The sequence below is a fragment of the Rubrimonas cliftonensis genome, assembly GCF_900107585.1.
Lineage (GTDB): Bacteria > Pseudomonadota > Alphaproteobacteria > Rhodobacterales > Rhodobacteraceae > Rubrimonas > Rubrimonas cliftonensis.
This window is the reverse complement of the sequence record NZ_FNQM01000006.1, coordinates 221,035-247,776: the sequence shown is the minus strand read 5'-3', so window position 1 is coordinate 247,776 and position 26,742 is coordinate 221,035. Positions and strand designations below refer to the sequence as shown.

Below are 26,742 nucleotides of genomic sequence, written 5' to 3'. Positions count from 1 at the left end.
TGTTGGCCTGCGTTGAGATGTTGGCCAGGTCCGTCGTCGCAGCCGCGCCAGTCTCGGCGGTGGCGTACGCCTCCAGCTGGACCGCCATGGCGCGGGTGGCGCGAAGGAGCATCGTGGCTGCGTCCGCGGCGGTGCTGCCGTCGGCGCCGGTGTCGGTCGCGGTGACCTCGTAGGAGAGGATGATGCCGCGGCCGTTGTCCGTGCCGACGAGCGAGATGGCGATCTTGTCGCCGACCGCGTAGGTCGTGCCGGCCCCGATGGCGCCGGTGAGGTTCGTGGTCGCCAGCGCGGTGGCCGCGACCGACTCCACCGCGCCGTTGGCGACGCCGCTGCCCGTGCCGGCGACGCCCGCGTCGAGCGTGGCGCGCGACACGTCGATGGTGGCGGCGGTCACGTTGCCCGAGCTGTCGCGGTCGAGCGAGCCGACGACCTCGATGACCCCGTCGGTCACGCTGCGCTGCAGGACGTTGAGGCCGTTGAACTGCGACGCCACGACGGTGGCGTTGATGTTGCTGCGCAGCTCAGAGGCGTCGGCCTGGATCTTGGAGCGGTCGACGTTGTCGGACTGGGCGGCGACGATGCGGCCCTTGAGCTCGTCGAGCAGCTTGTTGACGGTCTCGGCGCCGGTCCGGGCGACGTTCAGCGTCGACTGGCCGAGCGCCAGCGAGTCGGTGATCGCCTTGAAGCCGGTGACGTCGGAGTTCATCACCGCCGACACCGACCAGATCGCCGCGTTGTCGCGGGCGTTGGCGATCTTCTTGCCGGTGGAGATGTTGCCCTGCACTTCGCCGAGCTGCTTGTTGATGCTGCGCAGCGTATTCAGCGACACCATCGACGAGTTGTTGGTAAGAATGGACGACATTTGTCTCTTCCTGATTGCATGTGACGAATACTCGTCGCCACGATTGCGCTATCGGACAGGGTTTTTCCTGATCCGGGAGAGACGTCTTCTGACGTGTATTACACCATTTACGGTTTGGTCCGCATTCTGCGCGTGATACTTTTCTGGCCGAAAATCTCTAACGCCGCGTTAGCGCCCCGCTCACGCCTTGCGGCCAAGGCCCTGGCTGACGCTGCGCGCGCGCGGGGCGCCGCTGGCGTCGTAACCCGGCAGCGTGGTGCGCGCGTCGTCGATCGCCTTGAGCTTGCGGCGGGCGGCCTGCGCGCCGGACATCGCGGCCTCAAGAAGCTTTGCGTGGCGTTCGGCGCGGGCGCGGAACTTCCTGAGCCCTTCGGCCAGTCTCTCGGGATGCGCCGGCTCGGCGGCGAGCAGTCGCTCCAGCGCCGAAATCTCCGCCACACGGCGATCCGCCACCTCCACCACGGCAGGCAGATCGCCGCTGAACAGCAGCCGCCGCTCCTCGCTCAGCGCGTGCTCCGCCGCCGCCACGGCGCGGAGCGGATCGGGCGTGCGCCGCCAGAGCGAGGATGCGCTCATCGCGCCTTCTCCGAGGACAGGCCCTCGCGCTTGAGCAGCGCCTCATAGACTTCCTGAGCGAGGCCGAGGCCGCCGCTCCGCGCCATGATTCGCCCCTGCTCCCCGAGAAGATGCGAGCGGAATGCGTCCTCGCCGGCGCCGCCGCCGAAGCCTTCCGGCGCGCGACCCACGCCGCTGTGCTCAAGCATCTGGGCGATGAAAACGGCTTCGAACTCAACCGCCGCCTCGCGCATGGCGGCGCGTCGCGCGGCGTCCGTCGCATCGTCGGCGGGACGGGCGGGCTGCGGCGTCGCGATCGGGGACAGCGGGTTCATGGGTCTCCTCCATTGGCTCGCGCAGAGCATCGCGCACCGGAGTAAACGATCTGTAAGGGCTGTTGGGCGATGTTTCCCCAGCTTTTCAGGGGAGGACCCCAATGGACGCCGCAAGGCTGACGCCGTTCGACACAGACGCCAGGGCCCGGACGGCCGGCGTTCCGACCCGCGCCGATTCGCGTCGCGACGCCCCTCAAGGGTCGCAGACGGCTGAAGAGCGAGACAGACCGAAAGGCGACGCCGCCGAACCGCAGCGCGAGCGCGACGAGCCTCGGCGCTTCTCAGACGTGCTGGCTGAAGGCGGCCGGGCGCAGGACGGGGAGGGCGGCGAGAGCGATGCGGCGCGGTCAGACGTGACGCCGGCCTCGGCGTCCAGCGCAAGCGCGCCCCGGTGGACGACGTTCGCGACGACCGAAGCGCCTGGCGCAGGAACCGACGAACCGGGCGACGCCGACGGCGCCGCTGAGGAGACCCCGCCGGGCGCGGTCGCCACGATCGCGCAGGCGTCGCCACAGGACGCGGCCACCCGCGCGGCCGTCGCGCCGCGCGACGTCGCGGCCGCCGGGCCGGCGGCCATGAACGGCCGGTGGACGCGGACGATGGCGCAGCCCCTGCCGACCCATGCGGGGCGCCTCGATCCCGGAACCGCGGCCACCGCGGCGCCGGGCGCAGGAGAAGCTCCGACGCCCGCCCCGGATGCGGCCCCGAATGCCGGCCCGAATGCGGCCCCGAGCGCTGGCCCGAGCGCTGGCCCGAGCGCCGCCCAGACCGTCGCAGATGGCGGTGACGCTTTCCGCCTGCAGGAAACCCGGACCGCCGCCCAGTCCGCCCGCCCCGCCGACGAACCCGGAACCGACGCCGGCGGCGGCCCGGGCGCGACGCCGGTTTCCGCGCGCGACGCCGCGCGGCCGTCGGGATCTGGCCCCGGAGCGCAAGGCGGCGGCGCCGTCGCGGACGGCCGGCGCGTCGCAGCGCATGGCGCCGCGCCCGCAACTGGCGAAACGCCGACCGTCGGTCGACCCGCCGGCGCAGCGGCGACGCCCGCTTCAGAAGACGCCGGGCGGAGCGCCGCCGGCGCGGCGGCGTCCGTCGCGCCCGAAAACGGGAACGCCTCTGCGACTCCGTCGCGGACAGTTGAAGGCCCCGGGGGGGCGGTCGGGCCCGCGACACGGCGAGGACCAGACCTCGCCGACGCCCCGGAGACGCCGGCGCGGCCCGAGACCGCGGCGCATCAGGGCTCGCGCGCAGCCCGAACGGCGTCGCCTGTCCACGGTTCCGCCTCGCCGGCGGCGACATCCGCCGCGCCGTCCCCCTCCGCCGAGACCGTCGCGCCGGGCATGTCCGGCCGCGAGGAGGGGCGGCGCGATCGCGCCGAAGGCCCGCCGCTCGAGCCGGCTCGCCCAGCGGCCGCGGCCACGGCCGCCGTCGCGCAGCGCGGCGCCCTGACGAGCGCCGCGGCCGGCGGCTATGCGCTCACCGGCGGCGCGGCGGGGCCCAGGCCGCCGGCGCGGCCGGTCGCAGGCGAAGTCCCCGCAGGCGCGGGGGGCGAGGCGCTCACCGCCCATGCGGCGGCGGTCGATCCCGCGCTCAGCGCGCCACAGACCGGCGCCGGCCGGCTCGATCCGCCGCAGCCGGTCGTGCTCACCGGCCCGCCGCACGCGCAGCTGCGCGCCGCGGCGCAGGCCATCGCCGCCGCTGGCGACGGCGACCGGGTCGAGCTTCGCCTCGATCCGCCCGAACTCGGCCGCGTCATGATCCACATGCGCATCGAGGACGGGGCGCTAAGCGCGCAGATCACCGCCGACCGGCCCGAAACGCTCGACCTCATGCGCCGCAACGCCGACATTCTGCAGCGCGAGCTGCAGGCGGCGGGCTTCGGGCGCGCAGACCTCGACTTCTCCGGGCAGCGCCGCCAGCAGGCGGAAGCCCCGATCAGCATGGCTCGCGACGCCCGCGACGCCGAACAGTCGGCCTCGGCCGCGCCGGTCGCCGCAAGGCGCTCCCCGGGCGACCGGCTCGACATCCGCCTCTGACAGGGAGAACCCCCATGGACGCAGCCACAGTCGCGGCATCCGTCAACAAGCCGTCGCCCGCAACCGCAACCTCGAAGAGCGACTCGGCCTCGAGCGCGCTGACGGCGGACTTCGACACGTTCCTCAAGCTGCTCACGACGCAGATGGAGAACCAGGATCCGCTCCAGCCGCTCGAATCCACCGAGTTCGTCGCCCAGCTCGCCCAGTTCTCCGCCGTCGAGCAGCAGATCGCCGGCAACCGGACGCTGGAGACGATCCTTGAGGCCCTCGGGGGCTCCGACGTCGGGGCGCTGGGAAGCTGGCTCGGCCGCGAGGTGCGCGCCGCCGGCGGCGTCGTCCACAATGGCGGGGCGGTGGAGATCTATCCCACCGGCGCGCCCGCCGACGCGACGAAGGCGCGGATCACGGTTCTCGACGACACCGGCTTCGCGGTCCGGGAGATCGACTTCACGCCCGGCGAGACCGAGGTGACATGGGACGGCAAGCGCGCCGACGGCGGCGAAGCGGCGCCCGGCGCGTATCGCTTCGAGGCCAATTATCTGCTGCCGGGCGGCGAAGCCGAGACGGCGCCGGCCGAAACCTGGGGCCGCGTCACCGAGGCGCGCCGCGGCGACGCGGGCGCGGAACTCACGCTGGCAGGCGGGTTCACCGTGAAGGCGAACGACGTCACGGCGCTGCGGGTCGGCGATGGCCCCTGACGCAAACGGCGCGCGCCCGGAGCTCTGAACGACCGCGGCCCGCCTTCCTTCCGGAAGGCGGGCCGCAACGCCTAGGACCGCAACGCCTTGAGCCGCAAGGTCTCGGGAGGCGCGCGCCTACTGTTCCTGGCGGATGATGTCGGCGATCAGCACGTTGCGCACTTCCGGGCCGACGGCCTTTCGAGCGGCCTTGAGAAGGTTCCGCCGCAGGTCTCGCATGACGTATTCGGCGGTGAAGGCCCCGTCGAAGCCGCCGGAATAGGCATGCTCGAACAGCACCCGCAGCAGGCTGTCGCGCACGCGGGGCTGGCGGCTCAGCACCGAGTCCGTGGCCCCCTGCCCCACCTCGACGGTGAGGCTGAGGATCACCATCGCCTCGACCCGCGTCTCGCCCATCACCGGCACGATGAACTGGCGTTCGAGCGCCACGAACTCGGACGGCGTTTCGTATTTCAGATCTTCGGGCGGCGGGGCGAGCTCCTCGGCCTCAGCCGCCTTCTTCGCCTCCATGGCGGCGCAGGCCGCCTCGTCTAGCTCGTGGCCCTCGTCGTCGAGGCAGGGCTCGGGCGGCGGCGGCGGCTTGAGGAACCAGCCGGCGGCCGCGCCCCCGACGAGGCCGACGACGGCGAACGCGGCGGGAAGCACGAACTTCTTCATGGGCGACGGCCTCCGCGGCTCAGAACGGCATGATGACGTCGAGAACCTGCTGGCCGTAGCGCGGCTGCTGCAGGTCGGTGATCTGGCCGCGGCCGCCATAGCTGATGCGGGCGTCGGCGATCTTGTCGTAGGTGATCTCGTTGCGGCGGCTGACGTCCTCGGGGCGGATCACGCCGGCCACGAGCAGTTCGCGCAGTTCGAAGTTGACGCGCAGCTCCTGGCTGCCCTCGATCACGAAATGGCCGTTGGGCAGCACGTCCACCACCGTGGCGGCGACGCGCAGCGTGATCTCCTCCGAGCGCGAGATGTTGCCGGCGCCGGCCGAGGCCGAACTGCCGGAGAGATCCACTGCCGGGTCGATGCCGGTTCCCGCTGGCAGCACGGTGGCGGCCACCGACGGCAGGCCGAGCAGCGCCGAAACGCCGATGTTCTCGGAGCCGGAGCGCGAGCGGTTGGTCGTGTTGTCGATGGTTCCCTCTTCGGAGATGTCGATGACCACCGTCAGGATGTCGCCGACGGTCCTGGCGCGCCGGTCGCCGAAGAGCGACGACGGCCCGGAGCGCCAGGTCGAGGCGACAGCGTAGGCTTCGGGCGCAGCGATCGGCGCCGGACGGGCGATGGCGCGGCGGGCCTCGGAGATCGGCGGCAGGGGCGCGTTCTGCGCGCCCGGCCCGGTGATCGTCGGCGGCTTGCCGAGATGGTCGAGCCGCTCGGCGCAGCCGCCGAGCGCGCTCAGCGCGACCGCGGCGCAGCCGAGGCCCTTCGCCAGCGCCGGCAGGCGGGATCGCTGGCGGGCCATCAGCGGACCTCCACGACGTTCGGTCCGGCGACCCGGCCGGTGACGGTGGCCTTGCTGTCGAGGTTCATCACGCGCACCCGCTCGCCAAACCCGGCGCGGCCGAGCGCGCGGCCCTCGGCCTCGATCTCCAGCAGGCCGAGCTGGTAGCGCATCGTGACGATCGAATTTCGGTCCACCAGCGCCGGCGGGCCGACGTCGCCCATGCGCAGCGGGTTGCCGGGATAGATCGATCCCCGCGCCTCCATGCCGATCGCCTGATCGAGCGCGGAGAGCGCGCCGGGCGTCTCGCCCGCCTCCACCGCCACGTCGGCGGGGCCGATCAGGGAACGGGCGCGGATCGCCCGCGCCGCGACGACCGTCTGGCCCGCGCTGGCGGCCTCCTGCGCGGCCGCGGGCTCTCGGGGCGATGCGCCGAAGAACGCGGCGGCAAGCGCCAGTGCGACAAGGGCGCGGCCATTCTGGCCTGCGTTGCGGGTCATGGGCGGCTCACCTCACCTGCACGGTGGCGGCGAGCATCTGGTCGGCCGCGGTGATGACCTTCGAGTTCAGTTCGTAGCCGCGCTGCGCTCCGATCAACTCGGTGATCTCGCGCACGGCGTCGACCGCGCTTTCTTCGACATAACCCTGCCGCAGCGCGCCGCGACCGTCGGCGCCCGGCTCGCCGATGTTGGCGGGCCCGGAGGCCTCGGTCTCCAGATGCAGGTTGCCGCCGATCGGCTCGAGCCCGCGGTCGTTGGCGAAGTCCGCCAGCGTGATCGCGCCGAGAAGCTGCTGTTCGACCTGGTTCTGGAACGAGGCGTAGACCTCGCCCTGCGCGTTGATCGCGATCTTCACCGTCTCGTCGGGAATGACGATTTCGGGCTGGAGAACATAGCCCTCCGACGTCACCATCTGGCCGTCGGCGTTGCGCTTGAAGTTGCCGTCGCGGGTGTAGGCCGTCTCGCCCGTGGGCAGCTCGATCTCGAACCAGCCGCCGCCCTGGATCGCGAGGTCGAGCTCGCCGGAGGTCTGCAGCAGCGAACCCTGGATCATGTCGTAGCCGACAGAGACCATGCGCACGCCCATGCCGAGCTGGATGCCGCCCGGGAGCACCGTGCCGTCGGCGGCGTTGATCTCGCCGGCGACGCGCGGCTGCTGGTAGATGAGGTCGGCGAACTCCGCGCGACGCGGCTTGTAGGCGGTCGTGCCCATGTTCGCGAGGTTGTTGGAGATGACCTCGACGCGGGTCTGCTGGGCCTGCATGCCGGTCGCGGCGATGGATAGTGCGCGCATCTCTCCGGACTCCTTTCTGGATTTCGGTTTCGGGTTCAGCCCACTCGGCCTAGGGTCTCGACGGCCTTGCGAAGGCGGTTGTCCTCCATGTCGAGGATGGACTGGCCGGCCTCGTAGGCGCGCTGCACCTCGATCAGCCGCGACATCTCGACCATCGGACGGACATTGCTGCCCTCGATGAAGCCCTGGACCACCTTGGCCCCCTGGGCGGGCTCCGGGTCGCCGTCGATGCGGAAGAGCACGCCGTCCTGGCGCAGCATCTTGCCGGCGTCGGCGGCGAAAAGGCCGATCTGCGCCACCGGCGCCCCGTCGGCGGACACCGCGCCGTCGGGACCGATGGCGATCTTGCCCGACCCCGGCGGGATGTTGACCGGCGCGCCGCCCTGATCGAGCAGCAGATGACCGTCCGGCGTCAGCACCTCGCCCTCCGGCGAGAGCGTGAACGCGCCGGCGCGGGTCAGCCGCGGACCGTCGGGCGTCGTCACCTGGAAATAGCCTTCGCCGTCGATGGCGAGGTCGAGGTCGCCGCCGGTCGCCTTCATCGCGCCGCCCGTCTCAAGCGTGTAGTGGGCGCGCGGCGCCGACATCGCGATGGCCCCGCCCTCGACGTCGGCCTCGGCGAGCACCTCGGCGAAAACCAGCGCTTCGGCGCGATAGCCGGCGGTGGAGCTGTTGGCGATGTTGTTGGCGATGGCGCGCAACTCGTCGGCGAGGCCGTTCATGCGCGTGACGCCGATGTAGCCGGGATTATCCATCGGTCAGAAGACCCCCCATTGCTTCCCGCCGGCGCCGCGAGGCGGCGAGCGCCGCCTCGGCCTCGCCGACCACGGTTTCCGCCTCGGCGGCGCCCTCCTCGGGCAGCGCCTTGGCGAGCACGCCCAGTTCCGGGCTCTCGTCGGCCGCGGCCCTGAGGTCGTCGGGCAAGCTTTCGGCGCCGGACATCCAGGCCGCGACGATGCGGCGGTCGGCGTCTCCCGCCTTGGCGGCGCCGGCCCAGTCGCCGGCGCGCCAGGCCATGGTCGCGGCGAACTCTGCGTCGCCCGATTCCCGGGCCGCCCGCGCCGCCTCCGGCGCGCGCCCCAGCGCCGCGTAGGCCAGCGCCCGCAGCTTGGCGGCGTCCGGCCGGATCAGGCCGTCGAGGTGGTCGAGCGCGCGCTCCGGCGCGCCGGCGGCGAGCGCCGCGTCGCTGGCGGCGAGCCGGGCGTCGATGTCGCCGCGCCGCAGCGCCGGCGCCAGCAGCGCCTCGCCGAGGTTCTCCACGCCGACGCTGGCGAAGTTGCGCGCCACCGCGACGCGCGCGGCGTCCGCCTCCGGTCCGTCGCCGATGAGGGCCAGATGCGTCAGCACAGCGCGGGCGTACTCCACGCCGTGCGCCGTGTCCGGGACATGGTCGATCAGAAACTCGCGCGCGGCCGCGCCCGCGGCCGCGTCGTCGCCGGCGCGCTCCGCCAGCACCGCCAGCGACTCGAGCGCCGGCGCGAGCCCCTCGGTCGCCGCGCGCGCGCGCGCCGCCGCCACGAGAAGCCGCCGGCCGAGATCGCTGTCGCCCAGCGCGAAAGCCACCGCCTCCATGTTGTCCGCGAGACCCTCCGGCGCCGGCAGCCCGCGGGCGAGGCGCTGGGAGACGAGCTCAATCATCGCCTCGACGCCCGCCGGGCTGGTGCGCTGCGCCAAAGCCGTCAGCGCGTCCTCGGCGACGGCATGGCGCCCGCGCGCCGCTTGGATGCGGGCGAGCAGCACGGCCATCATCGGGTCGATCGTCGCCAGATCGTCGACGCCGCGCGTCACCACCGCGGACAGGCGCTCGGCGCCGCCGACGTCTCCGGCGTCGAGCGCGGTCCGCGCGATAGGGGCGACGACAGCGGCGCGCAGACGCTCGGGCACCCGCCCGATCTGGGAAATCAGGTCGTCGAGCCGGATGTCGGCCGGGTCGAGCGCGGACGCCGAGGCCGCCGCCGACGCGGCCCAAAGCGCATGGGGACCGGGGCAGTCGATCCCGCGGCGCAGGACGCCGTCCTCGGGCGGCGTCTCCCCGTCGACGATGAAGGCGAGCTCGGAGAGCGAGGCCGGCGCGGTCACGCCCGACCGGAAGGCGTCGAGCGCGGCGCGCGCCTCGGCCCCGAAGCCGAAATGCGTCATCAGCCGGGCATAGGCGAGCACGGCTTCGGGGTCCGGTCGATCGAACTCTCCGACCATGGCGCGGCGCAGGGGCGCGAGCTGCTCGTCCATAGGCCGGTCGTCCGCCCAGTCGGCTAGCGCGAATTCGGCTGCGGGAAGGCAGTTGTCGGGCCGCGCCGGCTCCCGGCGGGGCAGGCGCGCGTCGCGGTCCCGCGCGATGTCGAGCGCGGTGCGCGCGCGCAGGTTCGGCTCCGGCAGGTCCGTGTCGACTGGCGCGGAGGTCTCCCGCGCGATGGCGGAGGGGTCCGCGCGGTCGCTCAGTTCCAGAAAGCCCTCATCCGCCGCCCGCGCGAGCTGCTGGAGCAGCGCCTGGCGCGCGGCCTCGATCCGCGAGGCGGCGTCGCCCGGAAGGCTCGGCGCGGCGGGCGCGGGCTCCGGCTCGGCCGCTTCGGGCGGCGCGGCGACCTGCGCTGATTCCTGCGGCGCCGCGACCGTCGAAGGACTGTCGGCCGGCGGCTCGCCCGCGGCGATCGCCCCGGAGACCTCCCGCGCCGGCTCGGCGGACGGCGGCGCGGGCGTCGCGGCCGTGTCTGCGGTCATCGACGGCTGACCGTCATCGGAAACTTCGTCGGGCGAAACCGCCCCCGCGTCGACGGCGGGCGGCGCAACGTCCCCGGCCTGCGCCGCGGCGACGGCCGGACGGGCGGCGGGACGGGCGGCGGGAGTGGCCGGAGCGGAGGCGGCGGCAGCCGCCGCGGCGGGCTGCGCCGCAGGCCGCGGCGCGCCTTCGGCGACGTCGATGACGATGCGCCCGTCGCCGAGTCGGGAGACCCGCGCGCCGCACTCGCAGGACAGCGCGATCTCCAGCGCGCCGCCGGCCGCCGAGAACCCCGAGATGCGCCCGAGCCCGCGGGAGCTCGCGCCCGTCACGTCGAACTGCGCGGCGCCGCTTACGGTCGCGCGCAGCGTCCGGCCCGAAACGCTCCAGTCGAAGGCGGCGCCCGGTCGGGCGTCGATCACGACGCGGCTGTAGGCCGGATGCTCGCCCGCCCGCACCCGCAGCGTCTGCGCGGCGGCGGCGTCAGCGGAGGCCGCCAGGCCCGCCGCGACCGCGATGGCCGCCCAGCTCGCCCGGACGGTCATGATCCGCCCCCGGTGCGCGTGTTGCTCAGCGCCTCCTCGAGTTCGGTGAAGGACGGGCGCCAGTCGCGCGGCGTGTTCTGGCGGCCGACCTCGATGCAGATGTCGACCGAGTGCTTGTGCAGATGCGCCACCATCACCTCGCGGATGAGGTTGTAGAACTGCATGTCGCTCTCGACGACCGCCTTCACCTTGCTCGCCATCGGGCCGACGAAGCTGTAGGCGAGAAACACGCCGAGGAACGTGCCGACGAGCGCGCCGCCGATCATCTTGCCCAGAACCTCGGGCGGCTGGTCGATCGAGCCCATCGTCTTGATGATGCCGAGCACGGCCGCGACGATCCCCAGCGCCGGAAGGCCGTCCGCCATCGTCTGCAGCGCATGGTTGGCGTGCAGCCCGTGATGCAGCTTGGCCTCGAGCTGCTTCTCCATGACCTCCTCGACCTGGTGCGGGTCGTCGTAGTTCATGGAGGCCGAGCGCAGCGTGTCGCAGATGAGGTCGACCGCGGCCTTGTCGGACTGGATCTTTGGATATTTCGAGAAGACCGAACTGCTGTCTGGGTTCTCGATGTGCTCCTCGAGTTCGACCGGCGCCTGTCTCGCGACGCGCAGGAGTTCGAACAGCAGGCACAGCAGGTCCTGCGCGTCGGACGCCTTCCATTTCGCGCCCTTGAAGACCGAGCCGCAGGCGCCCAGCGACTGCTTCACCACATGGCCGTCGTTCGACAGCAGGAAGGCCCCGACCGCGGCGCCGCCGATCATCATGAGCTCGAAGGGCAGCGCCTTGATGATGATCGTGAAATTGCCGCCCGCGAGCATGAAGCCGCCGAACACCATCACGAACGTCACGACGATTCCGGCGATCCCGATCATGTCGATCCCTCTTCTAAGGGCCCCGTCGCGGGCCAGCGCCGCGCCTTGCCCGCATGGTTATCGGGGCGGCGCGTGAACATTGTCTGAAGCGGGCGGGCCCGCTTCAGGGCGCCTTGCCGACCGGGCCGCCGAGCGACGACAGGCCGGGGGCCACGCCTTCGCCGACGTGACGGCCCGCCATGATGACCGTGACGGCGTAGGCTGCGTTGGGCTCCATCGCGGCGAAAACGCCCGCGGCGCTCTCGGCCCTCATCCGCGCGAGGAAGCCTGCGGCGAAGGTGGGCTCCATTTCGGTGAACAGCTTGGCGGCGTCCTTGGGCTTCATGGTCTCGTAGACGCCCACCAGATGCGCCACGTCGCGCTCGGCCGCGCCGTCGGCCAGGGCGAGCGTCGCCGCCAGCGCCTTCTCGGCCTCGACGAGGCGCTCGATTTCTGCGCGGACCTGCGTTTCGGCGACCGACAGCTTCCCCTCGCGGTCGGCGAGACGCTGTTCGCGCGCGTCGAGCGCCGCGACGCGCTCGCGGATCGCGGACAGAAGCGAATCGTTCGGCGCCGCGCAGGAGGCGGGGTCAGCGTTGCCGACCGGCTCCTCGGAGCCTCGCCTGGTCTCGGTGCGGGCCGAAGGCGCGGGCACCGAGGGCAGCGCGGTGCGCTCCGGCATCGCCAGCGGATCGACGCCGGCGTTCTGCGCCAAGGCGCCGCCGACATCGCCGACCCGCACCACGGCGGAGGCGATGAAGCAGATGGTTATGAAGAGAAGCGTGCGCCCGGGCGCTCCGCCGCCGGATTTGGGCGCGGCGGCCGCCTTGCCGAAGGACCGCGCGGCTTTCGCGCTCATGGCGCCGCGCTCCAGCGCAGCACCAGGGTGCGGTCAAGCTCGGCGTCAGGCGACTCGGGCGAGGCGTCGGCGGCGGGAGCGGCGGCCTCCACCGCCTTCGACAGCGTGAGAACCTGCGCGGAGGGCTTCGCGCCAGCGTCGCCCGGCGTCTCGACCTCCTCCATGGGGAGGACGTCGGCCGCTTCGGCGCCGGCGGCGCCTTCGGAGACCGGCTTCGGCGGGACTTCACCCTCGCCCGGCTCGGCCGCCTCGGACGCTGGCGGCGTCGCGAACGGCTCCTCCGCCCAGCCCTTCGACACCGACGCCACGCGGCGGCCGACCGACGGCTCGCTCACCGAGATCGGCTTGCGGCGGCCGTTCTCGTGCAGCGCCGCGAGCAGGAGTTCGAGACGCCCGGCCGCCATCTCGCCGCGCGCCGTGAGCTGCGTCAGCGCGCGCGTCTGGTCGCCTGAGGCCGATTTCGCCGTTTCGAGCGAGATGCGCATCTCGTCCACCTGGCGAGACAGCGCCGCGATCGCGGCGCCGAGGCCCGTATCGAGGTTCTTGAGGGCGTTCAGCCGGTTCGCCAGCACCCGGCAGTACATCGCGGCTCCCGCCGCCCCTGCGATCAGGAGCGCGTCAGCGATCATGTCCATAACCCCAAGCCTTTCTAGCGCAGGATGAATTCCGAAACGAGCAGATCGCGCACCAGTCCCTCGCCGGTGACGACCTGGATCCGCCGCAGCATCTGCGCGCGCATGCGCAACAGGGCCGCCGGATCGTCGACGTCGTCCGCGCGCACTGCGCGCAGGTAGGTGTTGAGCACGTCGCGCACGCGCGGCTCGAGCGCCTTCAGCGCTTCCGCCGCGCCGGGCTCGACTTCGAGCTGGGCGACGAACTGAAGCTGGCGCAGGCGCGCGTCGCCCCCGCCGAGCGTGATCAGAATCGGCTCCAGCGGCACGAACTCCGCGGCCGGCGCGGCAGCCTCGAACGCATGCACGGCCGCCTTGTGCGCCTCCTCTTCGGGCTCGGCCGAAGGCAGCGGCAGATTCACGAGCCCAGAGTAGACGGTGTAGAACCCGGCGCCGCCCAGGATCAGCGCCAGGGCGCCGCCCATGATCAGCATCATCGGGCCGCCGCCGCCTTCTTTCGCCGCACTGGCCATGACAAACCGCCCCGCTTTCCGGCCGCCGCACATACGGCCACTGCGGATGATCTACGACGGCAGGGCTAAACGGCTTGTTAAACGGAAGGCTCCAAACCTCACGGCGTCGGACGGGGTCGGCGAGCAAGCCGGCGGCCCGGGGACTTCAAGGCGCAGTAGGCGCGATGACGGGGTTAGGCGCGTGGGCAGAATCGGCGTTCTATGGACGGCCCTTGAGCCTCGGCAAAGGCTGATAGCGTTCCTGGCGGTCGCGGCGATGGTCGCGGCGATCTACGGCGTCGTGCAGACGGCGAGCAAGCCATCCTATGTGACACTCTATTCGGGGCTCGATTCGCAGGCGATCGGAGAGGTCGCGGGCGCGGTCGAGGGCATGGGCGTGCCGTATGAGATGCGGGCCGGCTCGGTCTTCGTGCCGGCGTCGGAGCGCGACCGGGTCCGGATGGCGCTGGCCGCCGAGGGCATGCCGCGGAACGGGCCCGCCGGGTACGAGCTGCTGGACGGCGTCGACGGCTTCGGCACCACGACCGAGATGTTCGAGGCGACCTACTGGCGCGCCAAGGAGGGCGAGCTCGCCCGCACCATCCTCGCCGCGCCCGGCGTGCGATCCGCGCGCGTGCACATCGCAAACCCCGTCGGCCGGCCATTCCAGCGTTCGGTCGAGCCCACCGCCTCGGTCACCGTCATGACCAATTACGGGCCGCTCGAGCCCGCCGCCGCTGAAGCGATCCGCTATCTCGTGGCCTCCGCGGTGGCGGGGCTCACGCCGACCGCCGTTTCGGTGATCGACGCCGCCTATGGCGCGGTGCTGAAGCAGGGCGAGGCGACCGCGACGGCCAACGGCGAGACCCCCGGCGGCGCCCGCGAGAACGAGCTGCGGCGCGAGGTCGAGCGCCTGCTCGCCGCGCGCGTGGGCGAGGGCAAGGCCATCGTCACAGTCGCCGTCTCCGCCAAGACCGAGAGCGAGCGCGTCACCGAACGCGTGTTCGACCCGCAGAGCCGCGTCGCGATCAGCACTGACAGCCGCGAGACGACGGAGAACAACAAGGGCGCCGGCGCCGGCGGCGCCGGCGGCGCGGCGAGCGTCGCGTCCAACCTGCCCCAGGCGCAGAACGGCGGCGGCGGCGAGACGACCTCGGCCCGCACCGAAACCGAGGAGCGCGTCAACTACGAGGTCTCGGAGACCACCCGCGAAAGGCTGATCCCGGCGGGCGAGGTGGAGCGCCTGACCGTCGCGGTGCTCGTCGACGGCGTCAACGCCGTCGGCGCCGACGGAGAGCGCGTCTGGAGCCCCCGCCCGGAGGCGGAGCTGCGCCAGATCCGCGACCTCGTGCAGGCGGCCGTCGGCTTCGACGCGGACCGAGGCGACATCGTGACGGTCGAGACGCTGGAGTTCGCCCAGACCGCCGGCGCGGTGGCGACGGCGCCGAACGCCGCGCTGGTGTTCTTCGAGGACAACGGCCTGATGCTGGCGCAGATGGCGATACTCGGGGCGATCGCCCTCGGCCTCGGCCTCTTCGTGCTGCGCCCCCTCATGCGCGCGGCGGAAACGCAGAACATGGCGCCGGAGACCGAGGGCCCGACGATCGACTGGGCCGCGGCGCAGCGCATCGAGCAGCAGCAGAACGACCTGCAGCAGCAGATCGAGGTCGACCGCCTCACCCTGCTCAAGAACACGTTCGCCGAGCGCCGCGACGAGAGCGCGACGGTGCTGCGCGGTTGGCTCGAGCGCGACGTGCAGGCGCAGATCGAATCCGAAAGCGAGGCGCGGTGATGCGGGCGGCGTTGCGGCTGGAGGACTTCGCGGCGGCGGATCGCGGGCTCGACCCGGTGCGCGAGGCGGCGATCGCCCGCGCCCGTTCGGAGGCGCGCGCGGAAGGATATGCGGCCGGCCTCGCGGCGGGGCTTGCGCAGGGCGACGACGAGGAGCGCGCGGCGATCGCGGCGCTGGTGGAGTCGGCGCAGGATCTTCAGCTTTCGAGCCTGGCGGCGCGGGCCGAGGGCGCGGCGATGCTGCGGCCGCTGGTCGAGGCGCTGGCGCGGGTCGCTGCGCCCTACGCCGCGGCGGCGGCCTTTCCGGCGGCGCTGGCGGAGGCCGTCGCGGCGCGGACTGCCGCGGCGCCAGACGCGAGGATCGTCGCGTTCGCGTCTCCCGCAGCGACCGCAGGCGTCGCCGAGCGGCTCGGCGCGGGCCTGGAGGTGCGGGCGGACCCCGCGCTGACCGGCGCGCAGGCGCGACTGGAGTGGATCGACGGCGGCGCCGAACTTGACGTCGAGGGCTGCCTCGCGGCGGCCCGCGACGCGGTGGACCGCTTCTTCGGGGAAGCTGAAGGAAGGGCGCGAAATGTCGAATGAAGAAAAGCTTATGAGCGACGACGGCTTCACCTTCGCCGCGGCGGAGAAGTTGGCCGGCGTGGAGCCCGGGCAGTCGCGCGGGCGCGCCATCTACAGCGTGCCGATCGAGGTGACGGTGTCGGTGGGCAAGGCGCGCCCCCTGATCGCGGACATCGTCGCGCTGCGGCGCGATTCGGTGCTGCCGCTGGAGAGCCGCATCGAGGATCCGGTGGAGATCTATGTCGGCCCGCAGCTCATCGCCCGCGGCGAGTTGCAGGAGCTGGAGGAGGAGGGCGGCCGTCTCGGCGTCCGCCTGACCGAGATCATGGATCTCGGCAATGGCTCCTGAAACGGCCCGGATCGCGCGCGTCGGGCTGACGGTTCTCGCACTCGGCGCGGCCGCCCTGGCCGCGCCGGCGGCGGCGCAGTCGGTGACGCTAGACATCGGCGAGGGCGGCGCGCTCAGCGCGCGCCTCGCGCAGCTCTTCGTGCTCGTGACGCTGCTGAGCCTCGCGCCCGGCCTCGCGATCATGATCACCTGCTTTCCGTTCATGGTGACGACGCTCAGCATCCTGCGACAGGCCATCGGCCTGCAGCAGGCGCCGCCCAACATGATGATCGTGAGCCTGGCGCTGTTCCTGACCTATTTCGTCATCGAGCCGGTCGCGCAGCAGAGCTGGGCCGAAGGCGTCTCGCCGCTCATCGAGGGCACGATTTCGGAGGAGGAGGGCGTCTCCCGCGCGTTCGAGCCGTTCCGCGTCTTCATGGAGGGGCGGGTCGACCCCGGCACGCTCGCCGTGATGACCGAGGCTTCGCCCCTGCGCGACACGCTCCAGCCCGGAGACCGCGCGCCGCCCTCGGTGCTGATCCCCGCCTTCCTGCTCAGCGAGATCCAGCGCGGCTTCGAGGTCGGCTTCCTGATCTTCATGCCGTTCCTGATCATCGATCTCGTCATCGCCTCGGTGCTGATGTCGATGGGCATGATGATGGTGCCGCCCGCCGTCGTGGCGCTGCCCTTCAAGCTTGCATTCTTCGTGATCGCCGACGGCTGGACGCTGCTCGCCGGCGCGCTTGTGAGGGGGTATTCGCCGTGAGCGCCAACACGCCCGTTCCGATGCAGCGGCCGGCGATGCCGATGGCGAAGATCGCCGATTCTCTCGGCGGACCGACCCTGCCGACCGGCTCCATCCGCGGCGGCGACGAGCTGCCGCCCCAGCGCAAGCTGCCGCTTGCGGAGAAGGCCGCCATCATCATCGCCGCGCTCGGCGCCGAGGCGGCCCCGCACGTCCTGCAGGGCATGAGCGAGACCACGATCCGCCGCTTCGCCGGCGCGATGAGCAAGATCGGCGCCGTGACGCCCGAGATGCTCGAACAGGCGATCGAGGAGTTCAGCGCCGAGCTCGGCGCCCGCAACCAGGTGCGCGTCGGCGCCACCGAGGCCCGCAAGATCCTTGGCGAGCTGCTCGACGATGACAGCGTCAGCCGCATCATGGACGATGTCGACCTCTCCAACGGCCGCACGATCTGGGAGAAGCTGTCCAACAGCTCCGACCAGGCGCTCGCCGCCTACCTGCGCCACGAGCATCCGCAGACCGTCGCCGTGGTCCTCTCCAAGCTGCGCGCCGAGAAGGCTGCGCGGGTGCTGGAGCGGCTCGACGCCGAATTCGCCCAGATCGTCGTGCTGCGGCTCGCGCGCGTGCCGCGCCTCGACAGCGAGGTGATGGACATCGTGAAGGACGTCCTCCAGCGCGATTTCCTCGCCGTGATGCAGCGCGAGCAGGCGACGCGCCGCCCCGCCGACGTCATCGGCGCGATGATGAACGCGGTCGCGATCTCGAAGCGCGGCGCGCTCATGGAGCAGCTGGAGCAGGAGAAGCCGAAGCTCGCCAAGCAGGTGCAGAAGGTCATGTTCGGCTTCGCCGACATTCCGGGCCGCGTGGACGCCCGCGACGCCGGCACGCTGCTGAAGGCGGTCGAGGAGCCGACGATGATGCTTGCGCTAAAGCACGCCGAGGCGAACGCGCCGAAAGTGATCGACTTCTTCATCGGCAACATCTCGAAGCGCCTGTCCCAGCGCCTGGAAGGCGAGCTCAAGATGCGCTCCAGCCCGTCCCCGCGCGAAGGCGAGGCCGCGCAGACCGCCGTCGTCAACATGGTGCGGGAGCTGACGCGCAGCGGCGAACTCAAGATGGTGGACGGCGACGAGGAGGAGGAGTGATCTCCTCGGACTTCAATCGATTGAACGCACAAAAAAAAGGCCGCCCGAAGGCGGCCAAGTCTAGGGAGGAAACGCCCAGGAAGGGCGACGGCGCGAACGCCGCTGAGAAAGAGATTAGGTGTGCGCCGCAGCAAAAGCAAGCGCCTGACGCCGGGATTCGGGACCAATGCAGTTTCATCACGATTGCCGATTTCAGTTAACCACTGTTTTTTCAGGAATTCTGTCCGCCCGACAGCCCATGTTGCATAAACGCCACGCAACATCGCGACTCACTCTTCCCGCCCGGCGCCCAGCGCCCTGCCCCGTATGATTGCGCCGGCCCCGAAACGCGCGCGGATGGCGTCCGTGGCACGTTCGGCGCGCGACGGCGCCGAATCCCCGTCGAACAGCGCCCCGGCGGCCGCCCCCGCCGGCTGAAGCTCCGACAGGCCGACGCCGATCAGCCTGAACGGCCCGCTCCCCAGTTCGCGGACCAGAAGCGGCGCGGCGACGCGGTGCAGGGCGTCGGCGAGCTGCGTCGGCGCGGCGAGGGCCGAGCGTCGGCTGAGGAGGCGGAAGTCGCTGCGCTTCAGCTTCAGCGTCGCCACGCGCCCCTCGATCCCCTGCGCCTTCATCCGGTCGGTGACGCGCACGCAGAGCCGCCAGAGATGCGCCTCCAGCGCGTCGCGCGCGGCGATGTCCGCGTCGAAGGTCGTCTCGGCGGAGACGCTCCTGGCCTGCCGCTCCGGGCTCACGAGCCTAGCGTCGCGCCCCCGGCTCAGCGCGTGCAGCCGCGCGCCCAGCGCGCCGAAGCGCGCCGCAAGCTCGGCCGCGTCGCTCCGGCGCAGGTCGCCGATCAGGCGGAAGCCCTGCGACTCGAGCGCCTTCGCGGTCGCCGCGCCGACGCCCCAGATCGCCGATACCGGCCGGGGCGCCAGAAAATCCTCCGTCTCCGCCCGGCCGACCAGCGAGAAGCCGCGCGGCTTGTCGAGCTCCGACGCCATCTTGGCGAGGAACTTGTTCCAGCTCAGCCCTACCGTCACGGTCACGCCGACCTCGGCGGCGATGCGGTTCTGGAGCTTCGCGAGAGTGACGGCGGGCGGCGCGCCATGCAGCGCCTCGGTGCCCGACAGGTCGAGAAACGCCTCGTCGAGCGAGAGCGGCTCGACCAGCGGCGTCAACGTCTCGAAGAGCCGCCGGATCCGGCGCGACGCCTCGACATAGGCGCCCATTCTCGGGCGGATCACCACCGCGTCCGGGCAGAGCGCCAGCGCCTTGAACATCGGCATGGCGGAGCGCACGCCCTGTATCCGGGCGATGTAGCAGCAGGTCGAGACGACGCCGCGCCGCCCGCCGCCCACGATCACCGGCCTGTCCAGGAGCGAGGGATCGTCGCGCTTCTCGACCGCGGCGTAGAACGCGTCGCAGTCGACATGGGCGACGCTGAGCGCCGCAAGCTCGGGATGGGAGAGGACGCGCGGCGAGCTGCAGCGCGGGCAGCGCCGGGCGGGCCCGTCGAATCGGGCGAGACAGTCGCGACACAGGGCGGGCGTCATCCCCCGATCATGCCGCGGCGCTCACTCCGCGGCGATGGCCCCTTCGCTGAACTGCAGCCGCGCCAGCCGCGCATAGAGCCCGCCCTCAGCGACCAGCCGGTCATGCGGCCCCTGCGCGATGATCCGGCCTTCGTCGAACACGATGATGCGGTCGGCGCGCTTCACCGTGGCGAGGCGGTGCGCGATCACCAGCGTCGTGCGGTCGCGCGAGAGCCGGTCCACCGCCTGCTGCACGGCGCGCTCGCTTTCGGCGTCCAGCGCCGAGGTCGCCTCGTCGAGCAGCAGGATCGGGGCGTCGCGCAGAATCGCGCGGGCGATGGCGATGCGCTGTTTCTGACCGCCCGACAGCATCACCCCGCGCTCGCCGACATAGCTGTCATAGCCCTGCGGCAGCTTCATGAGGAAATCATGGGCGGCGGCCGCCTTCGCCGCGGTCTCCACCTCGGCGTCGGTCGCGCCGGGGCGGCCGAAGCGGATGTTCTCCCGCGCGGTGTCGGCGAAGATCGCCGGCTCCTGCGGCACCAGCGCGAAGCGCGAGCGCAGGCCCTCCGCGCTCATGTCGCGCACGTCGACGCCGTCGACGGTTATGGCGCCGGCGGAGGCGTCGTAGAAGCGCAGCAGCAGCTGGAAGATCGTGGTCTTGCCGGCGCCCGACGGGCCGACCAGCGCCACCGTCTCGCCCGGCGCGATCTCGAAGCCGATCTCCGAGAGCGCCGCGGCCTGCGGCCGGGCCGGATAGCGGAACCCCACGCCCTCGAAGCGGATGGCGCCGCGCGCCGGCGTCGCCGGCGGCTTCGGCGTCGCGGACTGCTCCACCGCGTCCTCGGCCTCCAGCAGTTCGACGAGGCGCTCGGTGGCGCCGGCCGCGCGCATCAGCTCGCCCCACACCTCCGACAGCGCACCGACGGCGCCCGCGACGAAGGCCGCGTAGAAGATGAACTGGCCGAGCTCGCCGGCGGTCTTCTCGCCGGCCATCACGTCGCGCGCGCCGATCCACATCACGCCGACCACGCCGGTGAAGACGAGGAAGATCACGATCACCGTCAGCGCCGCGCGGGCCTCGACGCGCCTGCGCGCCGCCGTGAAGGCCTGCTCCACCAGCCCGCCGAAACGGGCGCGGGCGCGCGCCTCATGGGTGTAGGCCTGCACCGTCTGGGCGGCCAGCAGCGTCTCCGACGCCATGGCGGAGGCGTCGGCCACGCGGTCCTGGCTCTCGCGGCTGAGCTTGCGGACCCTGCGGCCGAGCGTCAGAACCGGGAACACCACCAGCGGCACGGTCAGCAGCACCAACCCCGAAAGTTTCGGGCTGGTGGCGATCAGCATCGCGAGCCCACCGAACAGGATCAGAATGTTGCGCAGCGCGATGGACGCCGACGAGCCGACGACGCTCTGGATCACCGTGACGTCGGTGGTCAGCCGCGACAGCACCTCGCCGGTCTGGATCTGCTCGAAGAAGGCGGGGCTGCGGCCGATCACGCGGTCGTAGACGGCCTTGCGGACGTCGGCGATGACGCGCTCGCCGAGCCGGGTGACGAAGTAGAAGCGCGCGGCGGTGGCGGCGGCCAGCGCGCCCGCCACCACGATCATCGCGATGAAATACTGGTCCACGCGCTCGGCGTTCTCGGCGTCGAAGCCGAGATCGATCACCCGGCGCAGCGCCAGCGGCAGCAGCAGCGTGAACACCGCCGCCACGACGAGCATCGTCAGCGCCGCCGCAAGCAGCTGGCGGTGCGGGCGCAGGAACGGCCATAACGCCCTGAGCGGCTTGACGGACTTCGCCTTGGCCCGATCTTCGGCCGCGCTGTCGCTCTTTCTCACGGCGCGCCCCCGGCTGTGTTCATCGCGTGCGTCATGGCGATGAAGTATCGCGCAGCGGCGGCTGCGGGCAACGGGCGCGGCGCAGGCATGGCGTCGCATCCGGGTCGCGCCGACGGCGACGGCGGTGGCGGCCCCGTCCGCAGCCGCTACATCTGGCGTCCCCGGCGTCGCGCCGACTTAGGATAGAGAGTCCGCATGGCCTTGGAGAGCTTCGAGACGCCGCTGCGCGCGGCGGTGATCGGCGCGTCCGGCGGCATCGGCGCGGCGCTGGCCGAGGCGCTCACCGCCGATCCGGCGGTGGGGGAGACGCTGTGCTTCTCGCGCTCCGGCCGCGCGCCGACGGGGATGACGGCGGAACGGCTCGACGTGACCGACGAGGCGAGCGTCGCGGCGGCGGCGCGCTCTCTGGGCGCGCTCGACCTCGTGATCGTGGCCACCGGCCTGCTGCATGACGGCGACTTCCAGCCCGAGAAGGACATGCGCGCGCTCGACGCCGACCGGCTGGCGCGCAGCTTCGCGGTCAACGCCATCGGCCCGGCGCTGGTCGCGAAACATTTCCTGCCGCTGATGCGGCGCGACGCGAAGGCGGTGTTCGCGGCGATCTCGGCGCGCGTCGGCTCGATCTCGGACAACCGGGTGGGCGGCTGGCACGGCTACCGCGCCTCCAAGGCCGCGCTCAACATGCTGATCCGCAACCTCGCCATCGAGACGGCGCGCAGGCGCGGCGCCCCCATCCTGCTCGCGCTCCAGCCCGGCACGGTGGACACCGGCCTGTCGAAGCCGTTCCAGGGCTCCGCGAAGGCGCTGATGACCCCCGCCGAGAGCGCCGCGCATCTGCTGGCGGTGATCGACGCCGCCGGGCCCGACTGGTCGGGCGGCCTCTACGACTGGTCCGGCGCCCGGCTGCCGTGGTGAGGGATACCGCGCGCGCAGCCGGGGTGTTACGCTTGCCCGATTGACGAGGGAGGCGCGCATTGCACCGGATCGCCGAGGACGCCGTCGCCCTGTGCCGCTGGCTGGCGCGGCATCCGCTGCTGACGGTTCTGGCGCTGCTGATCGCGTTCGTCGGCGGCTCGCGGGCGCTGTTCTACGATCTTCCCGAAATGGCCTGCGACATGGCGCAGGGGGTGGGCCTTGCGGGCGAGACCTGCGGCGAGGACGCCGAGCGCGAGGAGCTCGTCGCCAGCATCGCGGCGCAGGTTGCGGCGCGGCTGGCCGCCGAGGGCCGGGCGCCGCTCGACGCCGAGGGGGCGGCCTCGGTCGAGACCGCCGTGCGCGAGACGGCGGAGGCGGGCGACCCGGCCGAGGCCGAGGCGCTGGCGCTGATCGCCGACGGCGAGATCGACGCCGGCCTCGACAAGCTGGCGCAGGAGGCGCGCGCCGCCGAAGCCCGCGCCGCCGAACGCTGGCGCAACATCGGTCGGCTCGCCTTTCCCATCGACACCGGGCGCGCCCGCGAGGCCTACGCCAAGGCGCTGGCGCTGGACGGGAGCGACCCGTGGGACGCGATCTATCTCGGCCGCCTGCACGCCCGCGCCGGCGACATCGCCGCCGCCCTCGCCGTCGCCGAGGCCGCGCTCGCCGCCCTGCCGGCTGAGGCCGAGCGCGACCGGGGCGTTCTGCACAACGAGATCGGCGACGCGCTCATGGCTTCGGGGGACCGCGACGGCGCGCTGGCCGCCTACCGCGCCTACATGGCGATCGCCGAACGGCTCGCCGCGCAGGACCCCGGCAATGCGGAATGGGCGCGCGACCTATCCGTGGCGCACAACAAGATCGGCGACGCGCTCAGGGCTTCGGGGGACCGCGACGGCGCGCTGGCCGCCTACCGCGCTGACATGGCCATCGCCGAACGGCTCGCCGCGCAGGACCCCGGCAATGCGGAATGGGCGCGCGACCTCTCCGTGTCGCACAGCAAGATCGGCGACGCGCTCATGGCTTCGGGGGACCGCGAGGGCGCACTGGCATCCTACCGCGCCGCCATGGCCATCGCCGAACGGCTCGCCGCGCAGGACCCCGGCAATGCGGAATGGGCGCGCGACCTCTCCGTGTCGCACAACAAGATCGGCGATGCGCTCATGGCTTCGGGGGACCGCGACGGCGCGCTGGCCGCCTACCGCGCCAGCATGGCCATCCGCGAAAGGCTCGCCGCGCAGGACCCCGGCAATGCGGAATGGGCGCGCGACCTATCCGTGTCGCACAACAGGATCGGCGATGCGCTCATGGATTCGGGGGACCGCGAGGGCGCTCTGGCATCCTACCGCGCCGCCATGGCCATCGCCGAACGGCTCGCCGCGCAGGACCCCGGCAATGCGCAGTGGGCGCGCGACCTATCCGTGTCGCACAACAGGATCGGCGACGCGCTCAGGGCTTCGGGGGACCGCGACGGCGCGCTGGCCGCCTACCGCGCTGACATGGCCATCGCCGAACGGCTCGCCGCGCAGGACCCCGGCAATGCGCAGTGGGCGCGCGACCTCTCCGTGTCGCATAACAAGATCGGCGATGCGCTCAGGGCTTCGGGGGACCGCGACGGCGCTCTGGCATCCTACCGCGCCGCCATGGCCATCCGCGAACGGCTCGCCGCGCAGGACCCCGGCAATGCGCAGTGGGCGCGCGACCTCTCCCTGTCGCACGAGAATATCGGCGACGCGCTCATGGATTCGGGGGACCGCGACGGCGCGCTGGCCGCCCATCGCGCGCGCATGGCCATCGCCGAACGGCTCGCCGCGCAGGACCCCGGCAATGTGCAGTGGGCGCGGGATGTCTGGGTCAGCCAGTGGAGGCTGGCCCGGTTTGAGGGAAGCGGGGTGACATGGGCCGAAGTGGCCGCCTCGCTGGAGGCGATGAAGGCGCGGGGCGCGCTGGCGCCCCCCGACGAGCCGTTTCTCGCGACCGCCCGCGCCAACGCTGCGACACGGGCGGCGGAGTAGCGGCTCAGAGGCCTTCCTGCACCTTCTCGGCGCCTTGCTGGATCGCCTCGCCGCCGGACTGCACGTCCTTGCCGACGCCCTGGACGGTGTTGCAGGCCGAAAGCGCGAGCAGCGCGGCGAGGGCCAGCGCTGCGGCGCGGATGGGGGTGGTCATCGACGGGTTCTCCATGATGCGGGCCGCGGCGCGCGGCGCCAGACCACGATAGCAACGCGCGGGGCCGACGAAAACGGGTCGCGACTCGCGCAGGCGCCATGGCTGGGTTAAGAGGCGGGTGATCGCTCAGGAACCGCCCATGGCCCGCATTCTCGTCACCTCCGCCCTGCCCTACATCAACGGCGTCAAGCATCTCGGCAATCTCGTCGGGTCGATGCTGCCGGCCTGCGCCTACGCCCGCTTCATGCGGCTGCGCGGGCGCGAGGTGCTCTATATCTGCGCGACCGACGAGCACGGCACGCCGGCGGAGCTGGCGGCGGCGAAGGCGGGGCTGCCCGTGGCGGAATACTGTGCGCGGATGCACCAGACGCAGAAGGCGCTCGGCGAGGGCTTCCGACTGTCCTTCGACTGGTTCGGGCGCTCGTCCTCTGGCCGCAACCACGCGCTGACGCAGCATTTCGCGGCGCGGCTGCACGCGGAGGGGCTGATCGACGAGGTCTCCACGCGGCAGGTCTATTCGCCCGCCGACGGCCGCTTCCTGCCAGACCGCTATGTGGAGGGGACCTGCCCCAACTGCGGCTACGACCGCGCGCGCGGCGACCAGTGCGAGAACTGCACCAAGCAGCTCGACCCGACCGACCTGCTGAACCCGCGCTCGGCGATCTCCGGCGCGACCGACCTCGAAGTGCGCGAGACCAAGCACCTGTTCCTGCGCCAGTCGGCGCTCAAGGAGCGGCTCGCGGAATGGATCGGCTCCCGCCACGGCTGGCCGGTGCTCACCACCTCCATCGCGAAGAAATGGCTCAACGACGGCGAGGGCCTGCAGGACCGCGGGATCACGCGCGACCTCGACTGGGGCGTGCCGGCGCAGTTCGAGGGCGCGCCGTGGACGGGCATGGACGGCAAGGTGTTCTACGTCTGGTTCGACGCGCCCATCGAGTACATCGCCGCCACCGCCGAATGGGCCGACGCGCGGGGCCACGGCGAGCAGGGCTGGCGGCGCTGGTGGCGCGAGGACGATGGCGCCGGCGACGTGCGCCACGTCGAATTCATGGCCAAGGACAACATCCCCTTCCACACGCTCAGCTTTCCGGCGACGCTGATGGGCTCCGGCGAGGCGTGGAAGCTCGCCGACTTCATCAAGGGCTACAACTGGCTCACCTATGAGGGCGGGAAGTTCTCCACCTCGCAGGGCCGCGGCGTGTTCATGGATCAGGCCCTGGAGATCCTGCCGTCGGATTTCTGGCGCTGGTGGCTGCTGGCGAACGCGCCCGAGACGGCGGACACCGACTTCACCTGGGCGGCGTTCCAGAGCGGCGCGAACAAGGATCTGGCGGACGTGCTCGGCAACTTCGTCAGTCGCGTCACCAAGTTCTGCCGCTCGAAGTTCGGCGAGACGGTTCCCGAGGGCGGGGAATACGGCGCGGAGGAGGCGGCGCTGGCCGCGGAGCTTCAGGGCCGGCTCGACGCGATGGCGGCGGCGATGGAGGCGGTCGAGATCCGTCGCGCAGCGGCGGAGCTGCGCGCGGCATGGGTCGCCGGCAACGAATACCTGCAACGCGCGGCCCCATGGGCGACGTTCAAGACCGATCCGGCGGCGGCCGCGGCGACGACGCGCTGCGCGCTCAACCTGATGCGGCTCTACGGGATCGTCTCGCGCCCGTTCATCCCCGACGCGGCCGACGCGATGCTGCGCGCGCTGGGGCTCGACCCCGAGGCCGAGGCGCGCTGGCCCGAGAGCGCGGCGGCCGCGCTGAACGCCCTGCCCGCCGGCGCCGCCTTCACCGTGCCCGACAACCTGTTCGCCAAGATCGAGGACTCGACGCGCGAGGCGCTGGAGGCGCAGTTCTCCGGGGCCTCCTGAGGCGCATTGCGCGGCGCCTGCGCGCGCTGTATCCGCTGGCGCGCGGGCGGTTGGATGGCCGCGTCGGTCCTTCGGGGCCGTCGAGGAAAGTCCGGGCTCCACGGAGACACGGCGCCGGGTAACGCCCGGCCGGGGAGGCGCGAGGGAGACCGAAGGCCGAACCCGAGGGAAAGCGCCACAGAAAACAAACCGCCGCGCCTCGGCGCGGCAAGGGTGAAACGGTGGGGTAAGAGCCCACCGCGCCCCCGGCGACGGGGGCGGCATGGCAAGCCCCGCCGGGAGCAAGATCGCATAGGGGCCGCACATGGGGCGTCTTCGCCCTGCGGCCCGGGTTGATCGCAAGAACCCGTCGGCGACGGCGGGTCCAGATGAATGGCCATCCACGGGGCCGCGAGGCCCCCGGACAGAACCCGGCTTACAGACCGCCCGCACCGGTCTTCCCTGCTCAAGTTTCGATCATGACGGCGTGAGGACCGCGCTGACGCCGTCATTTGCGCGCCATGAGGCGCTGCGGCGGCTTGACGCGGGGCCTGTTCGTGCGACTTAGCTGGGATGTCACCGAGAGAGGA

The 26,742-nt window shown here is 72.2% G+C and carries 26 protein-coding genes and 1 other RNA gene; 11 read left to right on the top strand and 16 right to left on the bottom strand.

Features of this window, described 5'->3' with window-relative positions; all coding sequences use genetic code 11:
* The 3 genes from BLW43_RS12425 to BLW43_RS12415 all read right to left on the bottom strand — a co-directional run.
* A partial coding sequence (locus BLW43_RS12425; protein WP_483880059.1) for a flagellin N-terminal helical domain-containing protein occupies window positions 1-862 on the bottom strand: 862 nt, incomplete at its 3' end.
* A 180-nt stretch (window positions 863-1,042) separates the two neighbouring features.
* Window positions 1,043-1,438, bottom strand: coding sequence for a hypothetical protein (locus tag BLW43_RS12420; protein ID WP_093253877.1), 396 nt, complete (start codon window positions 1,436-1,438; stop codon window positions 1,043-1,045).
* Window positions 1,435-1,752, bottom strand: a complete 318-nt coding sequence (locus BLW43_RS12415) for a rod-binding protein (RefSeq protein ID WP_093253874.1) — start codon at window positions 1,750-1,752, stop codon at window positions 1,435-1,437. The genes BLW43_RS12420 and BLW43_RS12415 overlap by 4 nt, the downstream gene beginning before the upstream one ends.
* A gap of 1,337 nt (window positions 1,753-3,089) precedes the next feature.
* Between BLW43_RS12415 and BLW43_RS23530 the strand changes: the two genes are divergently transcribed.
* Window positions 3,090-3,785, top strand: a complete 696-nt coding sequence (locus tag BLW43_RS23530) for a flagellar hook-length control protein FliK (RefSeq protein WP_175478873.1) — start codon at window positions 3,090-3,092, stop codon at window positions 3,783-3,785.
* Window positions 3,786-3,799: 14 nt separating this feature from the next.
* Window positions 3,800-4,483 (top strand): flagellar hook assembly protein FlgD, encoded by a 684-nt coding sequence (locus BLW43_RS12405; protein WP_093253869.1) that lies wholly within the window; start codon window positions 3,800-3,802, stop codon window positions 4,481-4,483.
* Between the two features lie 117 nt (window positions 4,484-4,600).
* Here BLW43_RS12405 and BLW43_RS12400 read toward each other — a convergent pair whose 3' ends face one another.
* From BLW43_RS12400 to BLW43_RS12350, 10 genes are all read right to left on the bottom strand, one after another.
* Window positions 4,601-5,140 (bottom strand): flagellar basal body-associated FliL family protein, encoded by a 540-nt coding sequence (locus BLW43_RS12400; protein WP_139284044.1) that lies wholly within the window; start codon window positions 5,138-5,140, stop codon window positions 4,601-4,603.
* A gap of 19 nt (window positions 5,141-5,159) precedes the next feature.
* Window positions 5,160-5,939 carry a flagellar basal body L-ring protein FlgH gene (gene flgH, locus BLW43_RS12395; RefSeq protein WP_093253861.1) on the bottom strand — a complete coding sequence of 260 codons (780 nt, stop codon included), beginning with the start codon at window positions 5,937-5,939 and terminating at the stop codon, window positions 5,160-5,162.
* On the bottom strand, window positions 5,939-6,418 hold the full coding sequence (gene flgA / locus BLW43_RS12390) for a flagellar basal body P-ring formation chaperone FlgA (RefSeq protein WP_093253859.1): 480 nt from the start codon (window positions 6,416-6,418) through the stop codon (window positions 5,939-5,941). Before flgA ends, flgH begins: the two co-directional genes overlap by 1 nt.
* 7 nt (window positions 6,419-6,425) lie before the next feature.
* Entirely contained in the window at window positions 6,426-7,211 is a 786-nt protein-coding gene (gene flgG / locus BLW43_RS12385) for a flagellar basal-body rod protein FlgG (RefSeq protein ID WP_093253856.1), read from the bottom strand.
* Between the two features lie 35 nt (window positions 7,212-7,246).
* A complete protein-coding gene (locus tag BLW43_RS12380; protein ID WP_093253853.1) occupies window positions 7,247-7,966 on the bottom strand; it encodes a flagellar hook-basal body complex protein in 720 nt (239 codons plus the stop codon).
* Window positions 7,959-10,472 (bottom strand): hypothetical protein, encoded by a 2,514-nt coding sequence (locus BLW43_RS12375; RefSeq protein WP_093253851.1) that lies wholly within the window; start codon window positions 10,470-10,472, stop codon window positions 7,959-7,961. The genes BLW43_RS12380 and BLW43_RS12375 overlap by 8 nt, the downstream gene beginning before the upstream one ends.
* On the bottom strand, window positions 10,469-11,341 hold the full coding sequence (motA, locus tag BLW43_RS12370) for a flagellar motor stator protein MotA (protein ID WP_093253847.1): 873 nt from the start codon (window positions 11,339-11,341) through the stop codon (window positions 10,469-10,471). The genes BLW43_RS12375 and motA overlap by 4 nt, the downstream gene beginning before the upstream one ends.
* Before the next feature lie 103 nt (window positions 11,342-11,444).
* Entirely contained in the window at window positions 11,445-12,179 is a 735-nt protein-coding gene (locus tag BLW43_RS12365) for a MotE family protein (protein WP_139284043.1), read from the bottom strand.
* Complete coding sequence (locus tag BLW43_RS12355; protein ID WP_139284042.1) at window positions 12,176-12,808, bottom strand: hypothetical protein; 633 nt, start codon at window positions 12,806-12,808, stop codon at window positions 12,176-12,178. Before BLW43_RS12355 ends, BLW43_RS12365 begins: the two co-directional genes overlap by 4 nt.
* A 20-nt stretch (window positions 12,809-12,828) precedes the next feature.
* A complete protein-coding gene (locus BLW43_RS12350; protein WP_093253923.1) occupies window positions 12,829-13,323 on the bottom strand; it encodes a flagellar basal body-associated FliL family protein in 495 nt (164 codons plus the stop codon).
* Between BLW43_RS12350 and fliF the strand changes: the two genes are divergently transcribed.
* Genes fliF through BLW43_RS12325 form a run of 5 tightly spaced genes read left to right on the top strand, consistent with a single transcriptional unit; the run spans window position 13,274 to window position 17,872 of the window.
* Entirely contained in the window at window positions 13,274-15,094 is a 1,821-nt protein-coding gene (fliF, locus tag BLW43_RS12345; RefSeq protein WP_093253838.1) for a flagellar basal-body MS-ring/collar protein FliF, read from the top strand. The two genes, BLW43_RS12350 and fliF, sit on opposite strands and share 50 nt — an antisense overlap.
* Window positions 15,094-15,675 carry a hypothetical protein gene (locus tag BLW43_RS12340; RefSeq protein WP_093253835.1) on the top strand — a complete coding sequence of 194 codons (582 nt, stop codon included), beginning with the start codon at window positions 15,094-15,096 and terminating at the stop codon, window positions 15,673-15,675. The genes fliF and BLW43_RS12340 overlap by 1 nt, the downstream gene beginning before the upstream one ends.
* A 10-nt stretch (window positions 15,676-15,685) precedes the next feature.
* Window positions 15,686-16,003, top strand: coding sequence for a FliM/FliN family flagellar motor switch protein (locus BLW43_RS12335; protein ID WP_093253833.1), 318 nt, complete (start codon window positions 15,686-15,688; stop codon window positions 16,001-16,003).
* Window positions 15,993-16,748: a flagellar type III secretion system pore protein FliP gene (gene fliP / locus BLW43_RS12330; RefSeq protein ID WP_093253830.1), complete on the top strand. Its 756-nt coding sequence runs from the start codon at window positions 15,993-15,995 to the stop codon at window positions 16,746-16,748. Before BLW43_RS12335 ends, fliP begins: the two co-directional genes overlap by 11 nt.
* The gene (locus tag BLW43_RS12325) at window positions 16,745-17,872 is read left to right on the top strand and encodes a flagellar motor switch protein FliG (protein WP_093253828.1); all 1,128 of its coding nucleotides are present in this window, start codon (window positions 16,745-16,747) and stop codon (window positions 17,870-17,872) included. The genes fliP and BLW43_RS12325 overlap by 4 nt, the downstream gene beginning before the upstream one ends.
* A 269-nt stretch (window positions 17,873-18,141) precedes the next feature.
* Here BLW43_RS12325 and BLW43_RS12320 read toward each other — a convergent pair whose 3' ends face one another.
* Complete coding sequence (locus BLW43_RS12320) at window positions 18,142-19,407, bottom strand: DNA polymerase IV (protein ID WP_093253825.1); 1,266 nt, start codon at window positions 19,405-19,407, stop codon at window positions 18,142-18,144.
* Window positions 19,408-19,428: 21 nt separating this feature from the next.
* Window positions 19,429-21,225, bottom strand: coding sequence for an ABC transporter transmembrane domain-containing protein (locus BLW43_RS12315; protein ID WP_245731033.1), 1,797 nt, complete (start codon window positions 21,223-21,225; stop codon window positions 19,429-19,431).
* A gap of 195 nt (window positions 21,226-21,420) precedes the next feature.
* Here BLW43_RS12315 and BLW43_RS12310 point away from each other — a divergent pair, with 195 nt between their 5' ends.
* Together BLW43_RS12310 and BLW43_RS12305 are read left to right on the top strand one after the other, a co-directional pair.
* A complete protein-coding gene (locus BLW43_RS12310; RefSeq protein ID WP_093253820.1) occupies window positions 21,421-22,140 on the top strand; it encodes an SDR family NAD(P)-dependent oxidoreductase in 720 nt (239 codons plus the stop codon).
* Window positions 22,141-22,199: 59 nt separating this feature from the next.
* Entirely contained in the window at window positions 22,200-24,155 is a 1,956-nt protein-coding gene (locus BLW43_RS12305) for a tetratricopeptide repeat protein (RefSeq protein ID WP_093253818.1), read from the top strand.
* Window positions 24,156-24,159: 4 nt separating this feature from the next.
* Here the strand turns inward: BLW43_RS12305 and BLW43_RS12300 are convergent, their stop codons facing one another.
* Window positions 24,160-24,309 carry an entericidin A/B family lipoprotein gene (locus BLW43_RS12300; RefSeq protein ID WP_093253816.1) on the bottom strand — a complete coding sequence of 50 codons (150 nt, stop codon included), beginning with the start codon at window positions 24,307-24,309 and terminating at the stop codon, window positions 24,160-24,162.
* Window positions 24,310-24,448: 139 nt separating this feature from the next.
* Between BLW43_RS12300 and metG the strand changes: the two genes are divergently transcribed.
* Window positions 24,449-26,173, top strand: a complete 1,725-nt coding sequence (gene metG / locus BLW43_RS12295) for a methionine--tRNA ligase (RefSeq protein ID WP_093253815.1) — start codon at window positions 24,449-24,451, stop codon at window positions 26,171-26,173.
* Window positions 26,174-26,215: 42 nt separating this feature from the next.
* Window positions 26,216-26,607, top strand: an RNA gene (rnpB, locus tag BLW43_RS12290) — RNase P RNA component class A.
* Window positions 26,608-26,742 lie beyond the last annotated feature (135 nt).